Source organism: Enterobacter sp. CM29, from assembly GCF_013179605.1.
GTDB lineage: Bacteria > Pseudomonadota > Gammaproteobacteria > Enterobacterales > Enterobacteriaceae > Enterobacter > Enterobacter intestinihominis.
In genome coordinates this window covers 1-13,013 of sequence record NZ_JABMCU010000127.1, presented here as the reverse complement: position 1 = coordinate 13,013, position 13,013 = coordinate 1, and the positions used below count along the sequence as shown (strand labels likewise).

Below are 13,013 nucleotides of genomic sequence, written 5' to 3'. Positions count from 1 at the left end.
ACGTCAATCAGGACGTGACCATGACGTTGACTGACGTGACGGCGGGACACCATATGCTGAAATACTACGCGACCAATAAAGACGGCACGATGTTCGCCCAGGACGTGCTGAACCTGATGCTGGAAAGCGATGCGGCTGCGGACAGCACCGGCCACCACGACTTTACCTTCCCGGACAATATCGCCTCGTACAAAGCGGGCACCGTGGTACTACAGCCAAAAGACGGTAAGACCTACGAATGTAAGCCTTTCCCGTACAGCGGCTACTGCGTGCAGTACAGCCCAACCGCAAACCAGTTTGAGCCTGGCGTTGGCGCGCACTGGAAAGAGGCGTGGGTGTTGAAGAACTGAGTGGAAAAACCTTACCCCTCACCCTAACCCTCTCCCCAAAGGGAGAGGGTGTATATATTCCCTCTCCCTTTGGGAGAGGGTTCTTTACTACTGATTCCGCGTCGCTCTGAGCAGCGTTTCCAGCGGGTACACCGCCGCAATCACCACTTCGTCCTGGATTTTCGCCGCGTTATCCAGTTCGCTCTGGATCGACGCGATCTCTTTATCATCCAGCGTTCCCTGACGCGCCACCAGATCCGTCAGCCGCAGGCCAATCGAGGCCAGCTTGTCCACCTCCTGAATCACCGGTTCGATGGCCTTCAACTGATAGCTGTTTTCGCTCAAGGCCAGCACGTCGCTGGTGTTGTTCTGCCAGCGGTTAAAGACGTGGCGCAGCGCGTCGGCGCTCTCCGTGTCTTCCGCGTCGCTCACCAGACGGTCAGCCCATTTATTCATCTGACGCACGGTCGCACTTTCCGCGTTTAGCGCGTCAGCGAGCCGGTTGAGCGGCTCAAACTGATGATAGTTTCCGGCATGGAATTTAAGATGCTGACGAGTGTAATACTGCGCCGGTTCAAGCGCCTGGGCGAGGATTTGCAGCGGCAAGGTATCCGCATTGTTAGCGAGGCGCGTGAATTGTATCTGCTGCTGGGTATGCTGCTGTAGCCCAACCGATACCGTGGACCAGCTGTCCATCGCCTGGAGCCGGGTATACATGTTGTCGATGTCGTTGACGTCCTTCGCCGACCAAAGCCGCTCCGCCACCGCAAAGGCGCGCGGCCACAGACGGATATCCAGCACTGGCGCGATCACGTTTTCCGCCCACAGCGCGGCTTCACCGCCGAGCAGATTGGCCTCGTTCGCCGGGTCCGGCACCACCGGCGGAACGCCTTTCGGCACCTCGTCCAGACGCGTGCCGCTAATCGGGTAGCGGGCGTTACCCACCAGGAAATAGCCGCTGAGCTTATCGTTCTCAACAGAAACGACCGGACGCGTTTCACCCATCCAGGTATCAACGGTAAACGTTAACTGATTGTCGTCCCGCCACTGAATGTTATCCACCGCCCGACGCGATTTCCCGGCAAAATCAATGAATCCGCGCCAGCCAGCATCGCCTTTCACCAGCGTAAAGCTGCCTTCCACCGGCTTGCCTTTCAGACGCGGCATGGAGAAAGCCCAGCTCTGGACGCTGTCGGTGTCTGCTATCACATCCACGCCGTTCAACCCCTGCGGCACAATTTCATTGCGGTAGTGGTAGGCGGTGGATTGCGGCTGATCAAGGTAGAAACCGGTAGAGAGAATGCCCTTATAGCCGTTCTGCGCCACCTGCCCCAGCGCGTCCTGTCCCTGCCAGGACTGGATCAGAATGCTTTTCGGCAGATCGGGATGGTAGATCTCATCCCAGCCAACCATCTGCCGGTGGTGCTTCTCAAGGATCGTCTCCAGCTTGCGGTTGAAATACGCCTGCAACGCATGGCTGTCCGCCAGTTTGTTGTCGCGCATGAATCTCTGGATCGCAGCGTTCGCTTTCCACTGGCTGTCGTCAACCTCATCGCCGCCAATATGCAGATACGGATCCGGGAAGATCGCGGCCAGTTCGCTGACCATCGCGTTGGCAAAGGTATAGGTCGCCTCTTTGGTGGGATCCAGCACTGGCTTAAGCACGCCCCAGTGGCGCTCCATGGCGTACGGCCCCGGCGCGCTCATCAGCTCCGGGTAGGCGACGGCAATCGCCGAGACGTGGCCCGGCATATCAATTTCCGGCACCACGCGTATGCCGCGCTCGGCAGCGTAACGCACAATCTCGCGCATCTGCTCCGGGGTGTAGAACAGCCCATCGCTGGCAAGCTGGGTTAATTTTGGATAACGCTTCGAGGTAAAGCGCCAGCCCTGATCGTCCGTCAAATGCCAGTGCAGGACGTTGAGCTTAGCCGCGGCCATGCCGTCGATCTGGCGTTTGATATCGGGTAACGGGATGAAATGGCGCGCTGAATCGAGCAGCAGCCCGCGCCACGGGAAGCGCGGCGAATCTTCAATGGTAACCCACGGAATCGAGGTGTTTTCGGCACCGTTCTGCATCAGCTGGAGCAAGGTTTCCATGGCGCGCAGCGCGCCGAAGCGGGTGTTGGCGGAGATAATTACGCCGTTGGCGTCCACCGTGAGTTTATAGCTCTCATCGCTGTCCGGCAGCGGCTGCGGCTTCACTTTTTTAGCGATGGAAATACGGATGGTTGGCTTGTCAGGTTTTTCGGCCTGCGGCTGTAGCGTCCAGCCAGTTTGCAGGGCGATGCGCTGGCGCAGGCGGTTGACCGCATCCCCCAGATCGTCGCCGCTGACGCTCACGGTGAGTTGATTGTTAAGCACCAGCGCACCCTGTGTGGTCGGGCGTTCAACCTTCGCAGGCCAGGGCATTAAGGGAAGGTCGCCTGCCGGGGCGGCAAAGGCGGAGGCGCCGAGCATGAGCCCGGCGGTTAAGAGGCTGTACCGTAACATGAATGTTCCTTATCTGACGGGCCAAATAAAGGCAAAACATTCTGTTAACATGCGCTCAAATTGTCGTCAAGCGAATGCGCCGACGGAGATCACAGGTTGTTGAATTTGGGAGGAAAGCCAGCTGCCGGGCTTGCCGTTACTGCCATCCATACCGACGGCTATAGAACCCTTTGACCATCTGCGTCAGCACCATGTAACCCGCGAGGATCGCCACCAGCCACGGGAAGTAGCTCAGCGGCAGCGCCTGAAGTTGCAGGTAACTTGCAAGCGGCGAGAACGGCAGCGCGATCCCGAGCGCCATCACAATGCCCGTCATCACGATCAGCGGCCATGCGGCACGGCTCTGGATAAACGGAATGCGGCGGGTGCGGATCATATGCACAATCAGGGTCTGGGACAGCAGCCCCACCACGAACCAGCCGGACTGGAACAGCGTCTGGTGTTCCGGGGTGTTGGCGTGGAACACAAACCACATCAGGCAGAAGGTCAGAATGTCAAAGATGGAGCTGATCGGCCCAAAGAACAGCATAAAGCGCCCCAGATCGGCGGGGTTCCAGCGCTGCGGCTTCTGGATCTGCTCGTCGTCCACGTTATCAAACGGGATGGCGACCTGAGAGACATCGTACATCAGGTTCTGGATCAGCAGGTGCAGCGGCAGCATCGGCAGGAACGGCAGGAAGGCGCTCGCCACCAGCACGCTGAAGACGTTACCGAAGTTGGAGCTGGCGGTCATTTTGATGTATTTGAGCATATTGGCGAAGGTGCGACGCCCTTCGATGACGCCCTCCTCCAGCACCATCAGGCTCTTTTCCAGCAGAATGATATCTGCCGCCTCGCGGGCGATATCCACCGCGCCGTCCACGGAGATACCGATATCCGCCGCACGCAGGGCTGGCGCATCGTTGATGCCGTCGCCCATAAAGCCCACCACGTGCCCTTCACGACGCAGCAGAGTGACGATGCGTTCTTTGTGCATCGGCGTCAGGCGGGCAAACAGCGTGGTGCGCAGGGCAAGCTCGGCCAGCTCATCGTCGGACAGGTGCTCAATGTCGCTCCCCACCACGACGTCGCCCGCGTCCAGGCCCACTTCGTGGCACACTTTGGCCGCCACCAGCTCGCTGTCGCCGGTCAGGATTTTGACGGTGATCCCGCTCGCTTTCAGTGCTTTCAGCGCCGGCGCGGTGGTCTCTTTCGGCGGATCGAGGAATGCGATGTAACCCTCGAGGATCAAATCGGATTCATCGATACGCTGGTAGTCCCCTTCCCGCGCGGGCAGGAACTTGCTTGCTACCGCCACCACGCGCAGCCCCTGACGGTTCAGGTTATCGGTGACGCGTTTGATGCGGCGCAGCATGGTCTCATCCAGCGGCACGATCTCGCCGTTATGACGCACCTGCGTGGAAACATTCAGGATCTCCTGCAATGCCCCTTTGCAGATCAGCTGATGTACGTCCGGCTGCTCGCTGACCACCACCGACATGCGTCGCCGTTCAAAGTCGAACGGAATTTCGTCCACCTTCTGCCAGCGGCCGGAGAGCATGCGGGCAGACTCTTCATCCACACCTTCCAGCACCGCCACGTCGAGCAGGTTTTTCAGCCCTGTCTGGTAGTGACTGTTCAGCCACGCGCTGTACAGCACCCGTTCGCTGGTCTTTCCGGCGATATCGGTGTGGTTCTCCAGCACGATTTTGTCCTGGGTCAGGGTGCCGGTTTTATCGGTGCAAAGAATGTCCATCGCGCCAAAGTTCTGGATGGCGTCGAGGTGTTTGACGATCACCTTTTGTTTAGAGAGTTTGACCGCCCCGCGCGCCAGCGTGGAGGTGACAATCATCGGCAGCATTTCCGGCGTTAAGCCGACAGCCACGGAGAGGGCGAACAGCGCCGCTTCCCACCAGTCACCTTTGGTGTAGCCGTTGATCAGCAGGACAATCGGCGTCATGACCATCATAAAGCGGATCAGCAGCATGCTGACGCGGCCAATGCCTTTCTGGAATGCGTTCGGCTCGCTCTCCTGCTCGCTGACGCGTCCGGCAAGCTGCCCAAACCAGGTGTTGCCGCCGGTAGCGGTGACAATGGCCTGCGCCGTGCCGCTGACCACCGTGGTGCCCATAAAGCACAGGGTGTCGCATTCCAGCGGGTTCATCTGCTGCGGATCGCGGGTCCGCGCCACCTTCTCTACGGGCAGGGATTCACCGGTGAGTGACGCCTGCGCGACGAACAGATCCCGCGCCTGGATGATGCGTAAATCCGCCGGGATCATGTCCCCCGCCGCCAGCTTCACCAGATCGCCCGGCACCAGCTGGTCAATGGGCAGTTCAATCCAGGCGTTTTCGCCGAGGTCGTTAATCACGCGCGACACGGTGGCAGTATTGCTGACCATCGCTTTCAGCGCATCCGCCGCTTTGGTGGAGCGCGCTTCCTGAATAAAGTTAAGCAGCGTGGAGATCCCCACCATCAGGGCAATCACGCCTGCGGCAAACAGATCTTCAGTGGCGTAAGAGATAATCCCGAGCACCGTCAGCAGCAGGTTGAACGGATTGCGGTAGCAGAGCCACAGGTGGACCCACCATGGAGAGGGTTTTTGCGCCGGGATCTGGTTATCGCCATGTTTCTCGCGGATTTTTGACACTTCTTGCGCGTTCAGCCCTTCCGGGTGGCCGCCAAAGGCACGCCAGACTTCGTTTTCATCCATCGCCGCCACGTTCAGGCAGCGCTCGGTCAGGGAAGCGGGGATTTCCGCGCCCGCCAGGGTGTTGGCATTTGGCAGCGGATCGCGCGCAATCAGGCGATGTGGCAGGTGGCGGCTCAGCTGCGCGAACAGCTGCCGGGTGATATTTTTCAGCATAGTCATTCCCCCGCATCCGCAAAGGCGGACGCAGTTTTCCCGCAGGCGTGGCAGAGCCGTACCTGTCAGGCACTTAATTTATCAAGCAGGAACGTATGAACGTTGCTGCCTCACGCCGGTGAGACAGCAAAAGGCTGGCTTACCGGAAAGAAGGTTTTCTCCTGGTCAGGAGAGGTGTGGGATCGGGATCCATGTGGCCTCCGGTAAGTTAAAAATGGGATGTCGTCGCGCAGTATAAGGATTTAACCATACCTTTTGTGACTATTCGGGCGGTATGATACCCCCTCGTAAATAAACCGCACGTAAACCAGACTTTGCCCATAGCGAATTCGCAGGATAGCATTAGGCTCAACTGATTATTTTATCGTTGTTACAGGGAATACAGCATGCAGAACCGCCTTACGATTAAAGACATCGCGCGTTTAAGCGGCGTGGGGAAATCGACCGTCTCACGCGTGCTTAACAACGAAAGCGGTGTCAGCGAGCGCACACGCGAGCGCGTCGAGGCGGTGATGAATCAGCACGGTTTTTCCCCTTCCCGCTCCGCGCGCGCCATGCGCGGGCAGAGCGATAAAGTGGTCGCCATTATTGTCTCGCGTCTGGATTCCCTCTCCGAAAACCTCGCCGTACAGACGATGCTGCCCGCGTTCTACGAGCAGGGCTACGATCCGATCATGATGGAGAGTAAGTTTTCCGCGCAAATGGTGGAGGAGCATCTCGGTATGCTTCAGCGCCGCAACATTGATGGCGTAGTGCTGTTCGGGTTTACCGGCCTTAAAGAGGACGTGCTTAAACCCTGGCAGCCGTCACTGGTGCTGCTGGCGCGCGACGCCAGCGGGTTTGCCTCTGTCTGTTACGATGACGAAGGGGCAATCGTTATCCTGATGCAGCGCCTGTATGAACAGGGCCATCGGCATATCAGCTATCTCGGCGTGCCGCATGCCGACATCACCACCGGCAAGCGTCGCCATGAAGCGTACCTGGCGTTTTGTAAAAAAAACAATCTCCCCGCCGTGGCCGCGCTGCCTGGACTGGGTATGAAACAGGGATATGAGCAGGTCGCCAGCGTGCTGACTGCACAAACCACCGCCCTGGTGTGCGCCACGGATACCCTTGCATTGGGTGCGAGCAAATATTTGCAGGAACAACGCATCGGGGAGCTGCAGTTAGCGAGCGTGGGAAGCACGCCGCTGATGAAGTTCTTACACCCGGAGATTATCAGCGTTGACCCGGGTTATGCCGAGTCTGGCCGGCAGGCTGCCGCGCAGCTGATCGAGCAAATTACCGGGCGTACCGAGCCCCGTCAGATCGTTATTCCAGCCCGCCTCTCATAATTCTTTTGAATGGATTATTGTGATCTTCGCCCGATTTCGGGAACGTTCCCATTTTCGCCGTCACGTTGAAGGAGTAGGCTTGCGCACAGGTCATAACCCCTTTCACCATCTGTCATGAGGTTTCATGATGAGTAAAGTCAAACAAGCCGATATCGATCAGCTGATCGTCCTGGTCGGCGGACGCGAGAACATCGCCACCGTCAGCCATTGCATTACCCGCCTGCGCTTCGTGCTGAACGATCCGGCCAAAGCCAATCCGAAAGCCATTGAAGAGTTGAAAATGGTTAAAGGCTGCTTCACCAACGCCGGGCAGTTCCAGGTGGTGATTGGTACCGAAGTGGGCGATTACTATCAGGCTCTGCTGGCGACTACCGGGCACTCTTCCGCCGATAAAGAGCAGGCGAAGAAGGCAGCGCGCCAGAATATGAAATGGCATGAGCAGCTGATTTCCCATTTTGCGGAGATCTTCTTCCCACTGCTGCCGGCGCTGATCAGCGGGGGCTTAATTCTGGGCTTCCGTAACGTCATCGGCGATGTGCCAATGAGCGACGGCAAAACCCTGGCGCAGATGTACCCGGCGCTGCAAAGCATCTATGACTTCCTGTGGCTGATTGGCGAAGCCATCTTCTTCTATCTGCCGGTCGGGATCTGCTGGTCAGCGGTGCGCAAGATGGGCGGAACGCCCATTCTCGGAATCGTACTCGGCGTGACGCTGGTCTCTCCGCAGTTAATGAACGCTTACTTACTTGGTCAGCAAACGCCAGAGGTGTGGAACTTCGGCTTGTTTACCATCGCCAAAGTGGGCTACCAGGCGCAGGTTATCCCGGCATTGCTGGCGGGTCTGGCGCTGGGCTTTATTGAGACGCGTCTGAAGCGCATCGTGCCGGACTATCTCTATCTGGTGGTGGTCCCGGTCTGCTCGCTGATCCTGGCGGTGTTCCTGGCGCATGCCTTTATCGGTCCGTTTGGCCGCATGATTGGCGACGGCGTGGCCTTCGCGGTCCGTCACCTGATGACCGGCAGCTTCGCACCGATTGGCGCCGCACTGTTCGGCTTCCTGTACGCTCCGCTGGTGATCACCGGCGTGCACCAGACCACGCTGGCGATCGATATGCAGATGATCCAGAGCCTCGGCGGCACGCCGGTCTGGCCGATTATCGCCCTGTCTAACATTGCGCAGGCCTCCGCTGTAACCGGCATTATCATCGTCAGCCGTAAGCACAACGAGCGTGAGATCTCCGTTCCGGCTGCTATCTCCGCCTACCTCGGCGTCACTGAACCGGCGATGTACGGTATCAACCTGAAATATCGCTTCCCGATGCTCTGCGCGATGATCGGCTCCGGTCTGGCGGGCTTGCTGTGCGGCCTGAACGGCGTAATGGCAAACGGGATTGGCGTCGGCGGCCTGCCGGGTATCCTCTCCATTCAGCCTTCATTCTGGCAGGTATTTGCGCTGGCGATGGCGGTGGCGATTATCATCCCAATGGCGCTGACTACCGTGGTTTACCAGCGTAAGTTCCGTCAGGGCACGTTGCAGATTGTTTAATTCCCTTTTTCGGGGCGCAGTTGCGCCCCTTCGCATTTGCAGGAACGTACTATGAATACCCTTCCTCACTGGTGGCAGAACGGCGTTATCTATCAGATTTACCCAAAGAGTTTTCAGGATACCACCGGCAGCGGCACCGGCGATCTGCGCGGCGTAACGCAGCGCCTTGACTACCTGAAAACCCTTGGCATTGACGCCATCTGGCTGACGCCGTTTTATATCTCGCCGCAGGTGGATAACGGTTACGACGTGGCGAACTACACTGCCATTGACCCGACCTACGGCACGCTGGACGACTTTGACGAACTGGTTGCCCGGGCGCATGAACGCGGTATCCGCATCGTGCTGGATATGGTCTTTAACCACACGTCCACGCAGCACGCCTGGTTCCGCGAGTCGCTGGATAAAGCGAGTCCGTACCGTGAGTTCTATATCTGGCGCGACGGTACGCCGGACGCGCTTCCCAACAACTGGCGCTCCAAGTTTGGCGGCAACGCCTGGCGCTGGCATGCCGAAAGCGAGCAGTATTATCTGCACCTGTTCGCGCCGGAGCAGGCGGATCTCAACTGGGAAAACCCGGCGGTGCGCGCCGAGCTGAAAAAAGTGTGCGAGTTCTGGGCCGATCGCGGCGTGGACGGCTTGCGTCTGGACGTCATTAACCTGATTTCAAAAGATCAGGATTTCCCGGACGACACCATCGGGGATGGCCGACGTTTCTACACTGACGGGCCGCGCATCCACGAATATCTCCAGGAGATGAGCCGGGATGTCTTTACGCCGCGCAACCTGATGACGGTGGGCGAGATGTCCTCCACCTCGCTGGAGAACTGTCAGCAGTATGCGTCGCTCGACGGGCGCGAGCTGTCGATGACCTTTAACTTCCATCATCTGAAGGTCGACTACCCCGGCGGCGAAAAGTGGACGCTTGCGAAGCCGGATTTTGTGGCGCTGAAAACCCTTTTCCGCCACTGGCAGCAGGGGATGCACAACAAAGCCTGGAACGCGCTGTTCTGGTGTAACCATGACCAGCCGCGCATCGTGTCACGCTTTGGTGACGAAGGGGAACACCGCGTGGCGGCGGCGAAAATGCTCGGCATGGTGCTGCACGGGATGCAGGGCACGCCGTATATCTATCAGGGTGAAGAGCTGGGCATGACCAACCCGCATTTCAGCCGTATCACCGACTACCGCGACGTAGAAAGCCTGAACATGTTCGCCGAACAGCGGGCGAACGGCCGCGATACGGATGAACTGCTGGCGATTCTGGCGAGTAAGTCACGTGATAATGGGCGCACGCCGATGCAGTGGGACGCCTCGCACAATGCGGGCTTTACCGGGGGCGAACCGTGGATTGGTGTCTGCGACAACTACGAAACCGTGAACGCCCGCGCGGCGCTGGACGACCCCGATTCGGTGTTCTACACCTATCAGTCGCTGATTCGCCTGCGCAAAACCCTGCCGGTGCTGACGTGGGGGGATTATGAGGATCTCCTGCCTGACCACCCTTCCCTGTGGTGCTATCGCCGCCAGTGGCAGGGGCAAACGCTGATGGTGGTGGCGAACCTGAGCCATTTGCCTCAGGAATGGCAAGCGGACGCTCTCAGCGGCGAGTCGCAGGTGGTGATAAGCAACTACCCCGGCCCTCAAACCTCAATGCTTCGTCCGTTTGAAGCCGTGTGGTGGTTAAAGCAGTAATTCCTCCGCCGGGCACGATGCCGTGTCCGGCTTACTTTACTGTTTTTGTTGAATAATTAATCAGATTTTTCCTTCGCGTCTTTACAATTGCCTCAGCGCCCGCCGTTTGTACTCTCGTCTTTTTACTTTGTCCTGCATCAAAAAAATCGCAAACATGTTTGATGCAAATCACTATATGTAGCACTTAAAATGCACGCCGACCCAACATCTTGTATTTATCGTCTACTATTCCAACAACAAGACGGCGCGAACGCTGGCCGGAATTGTGGATAACACGAGCTGGGCACGCGGGAAGTCTTTGCCTCGGCGAGGAATACGCCCGGTGAATACTTCTCCACCTCTGTGGATAACCTGTTTTTAAAATGGAGTGATCATGACACCGCATGTGATGAAACGTGATGGCTGTAAAGTGCCGTTTAAATCAGAGCGCATCAAAGAAGCCATTCTGCGTGCAGCTAAAGCAGCGGGAGTCGATGACGCAGATTACTGCGCCACCGTCGCAGAAGTCGTTAGCAGCCAGATGCACGAACGCAGCCAGGTGGATATCAACGAGATCCAGACCGCAGTTGAAAACCAGCTGATGGCAGGTCCGTACAAGCAGCTGGCGCGCGCCTACATTGAGTATCGTCACGACCGTGACGTCCAGCGTGAGAAACGCGGTCGCCTGAACCAGGAGATCCGCGGACTGGTAGAGCAAACCAACTCGTCGCTGCTCAATGAAAATGCCAATAAAGACAGCAAAGTGATCCCGACCCAGCGCGACCTGCTGGCCGGTATCGTCGCCAAGCACTATGCCCGCCAGCACCTGCTGCCGCGCGATGTAGTCTCGGCGCACGAGCGCGGTGAGATCCACTACCACGATCTCGACTACTCGCCGTTCTTCCCGATGTTTAACTGCATGCTGATCGACCTGAAAGGCATGCTGACCCAGGGTTTTAAAATGGGTAACGCCGAGATTGAGCCGCCGAAATCCATCTCCACCGCGACGGCGGTCACGGCGCAGATCATCGCCCAGGTGGCGAGCCACATCTATGGCGGCACCACCATTAACCGCATTGATGAAGTGTTGGCCCCGTTCGTGACCGAGAGCTTCAACAAACACCGTAAAACGGCGGAAGAGTGGCAGATCCCGGACGCCGACGGTTATGCCCGTTCCCGCACCGAGAAAGAGTGCTACGACGCGTTCCAGTCGCTGGAATATGAAGTAAACACGCTGCACACCGCCAACGGCCAGACGCCGTTTGTGACCTTCGGGTTTGGCCTCGGAACCAGCTGGGAATCACGCCTGATCCAGCAGTCTATTCTGCGTAACCGTATCTCCGGCCTCGGTAAAAACCGTAAAACGGCGGTGTTCCCGAAACTGGTGTTCGCCATTCGCGACGGCCTGAACCACAAGTTTGGCGATCCGAACTACGACATCAAACAGCTGGCGCTGGAGTGCGCGAGCAAGCGTATGTACCCGGACATTCTGAACTACGACCAGGTGGTAAAAGTCACCGGTTCGTTTAAAACGCCAATGGGCTGTCGCAGCTTCCTCGGCGTGTACGAAGATGAGAACGGCGAGCAGATCCACGACGGGCGCAACAACCTGGGCGTCATCAGCCTGAACCTGCCGCGCATCGCGCTGGAAGCCAAAGGTAATGAAGCGGCCTTCTGGGCGCTGCTGGATGAACGTTTACAGCTGGCACGTAAGGCGCTGATGACCCGCATCGCCCGCCTTGAAGGGGTGAAAGCCCGCGTCGCGCCAATTCTCTATATGGAAGGGGCCTGCGGCGTGCGCCTGAAGGCGGATGATGATGTGTCGGAGATCTTCAAAAACGGTCGCGCGTCGATCTCTCTCGGCTATATCGGCATTCACGAAACCATTAACGCGCTGTTTGGCGACAAGCACATCTATGACAACGACGCCCTGCGTGAGAAAGGTATCGCGATTGTGCAGCGCCTGCGCGATGCGGTAGACCAGTGGAAAGAGGAAACCGGCTACGGTTTCAGCCTGTACAGCACGCCGAGCGAAAACCTCTGCGATCGCTTCTGCCGTCTGGATACCGCCGAGTTCGGCATCGTGGAAGGGGTGACCGACAAAGGTTACTACACCAACAGCTTCCACCTCGATGTGGAGAAGAAGGTGAACCCGTACGACAAGATCGACTTCGAAGCGGCCTATCCGCCCATCGCGAACGGCGGTTTTATCTGCTACGGCGAGTACCCGAACATTCAGCATAACCTGAAGGCGCTGGAAGACGTGTGGGATTACAGCTATCAGCACGTTCCGTACTACGGAACCAACACGCCAATCGACGAGTGCTACGAGTGCGGCTTTACCGGTGAGTTCGAGTGCACCAGCAAAGGCTTCACCTGCCCTAAATGCGGTAACCACGATGCAGCCCGCGTCTCCGTGACCCGCCGCGTGTGCGGCTACCTCGGCAGCCCGGACGCACGTCCGTTTAACGCCGGTAAGCAGGAAGAGGTGAAGCGCAGGGTGAAACATCTGGGAAATGGGCAGATCGGGTAATCCACTGCCACGTTAATGCCCGGTGGCGCTGCGCTTACCGGGCCTACGGACCGCTCTCTTTTGTAGGCCGGGTAAGCGCAGCGCCACCCGGCGTGGTTATTCGCGATGAACTATCACCAGTACTACCCCGTCGACATCGTCAACGGCCCCGGCACCCGCTGCACCCTCTTTGTATCAGGCTGCGTTCACGAGTGCCCCGGCTGCTATAACAAAAGCACCTGGCGCCTGAACTCGGGTATGCCGTTTACCGCTGAGATGG

Annotated in this window: 7 protein-coding genes and 1 pseudogene; 6 read left to right on the top strand and 2 right to left on the bottom strand. The window is 58.1% G+C overall.

What is annotated here, in order from left to right:
• Positions 1–350, top strand: a pseudogene (locus HP459_RS15545) (N-acetylglucosamine-binding protein GbpA); the annotation flags it as partial.
• Positions 351–437: 87 nt separating this feature from the next.
• Here HP459_RS15545 and HP459_RS15540 read toward each other — a convergent pair.
• Both HP459_RS15540 and mgtA read right to left on the bottom strand, forming a co-directional pair.
• Positions 438–2,822 (bottom strand): beta-N-acetylhexosaminidase, encoded by a 2,385-nt coding sequence (locus HP459_RS15540; protein WP_171936441.1) that lies wholly within the window; start codon positions 2,820–2,822, stop codon positions 438–440.
• A 136-nt stretch (positions 2,823–2,958) separates the two neighbouring features.
• Positions 2,959–5,667 (bottom strand): magnesium-translocating P-type ATPase, encoded by a 2,709-nt coding sequence (gene mgtA / locus HP459_RS15535; protein ID WP_171936440.1) that lies wholly within the window; start codon positions 5,665–5,667, stop codon positions 2,959–2,961.
• A 386-nt stretch (positions 5,668–6,053) separates the two neighbouring features.
• Between mgtA and treR the strand changes: the two genes are divergently transcribed.
• From treR to HP459_RS15510, 5 genes are all read left to right on the top strand, one after another.
• Complete coding sequence (gene treR, locus HP459_RS15530) at positions 6,054–7,001, top strand: trehalose operon repressor TreR (protein WP_063853058.1); 948 nt, start codon at positions 6,054–6,056, stop codon at positions 6,999–7,001.
• A 127-nt stretch (positions 7,002–7,128) separates the two neighbouring features.
• Positions 7,129–8,547, top strand: a complete 1,419-nt coding sequence (gene treB / locus HP459_RS15525; protein WP_022646875.1) for a PTS trehalose transporter subunit IIBC — start codon at positions 7,129–7,131, stop codon at positions 8,545–8,547.
• 51 nt (positions 8,548–8,598) lie between these two features.
• The gene (treC, locus tag HP459_RS15520) at positions 8,599–10,242 is read left to right on the top strand and encodes an alpha,alpha-phosphotrehalase (RefSeq protein WP_023299188.1); all 1,644 of its coding nucleotides are present in this window, start codon (positions 8,599–8,601) and stop codon (positions 10,240–10,242) included.
• Between the two features lie 373 nt (positions 10,243–10,615).
• The gene (gene nrdD, locus HP459_RS15515; RefSeq protein ID WP_046621040.1) at positions 10,616–12,754 is read left to right on the top strand and encodes an anaerobic ribonucleoside-triphosphate reductase; all 2,139 of its coding nucleotides are present in this window, start codon (positions 10,616–10,618) and stop codon (positions 12,752–12,754) included.
• Positions 12,755–12,859: 105 nt separating this feature from the next.
• A partial coding sequence (locus HP459_RS15510) for a 4Fe-4S cluster-binding domain-containing protein (protein WP_171936439.1) occupies positions 12,860–13,013 on the top strand: 154 nt, incomplete at its 3' end.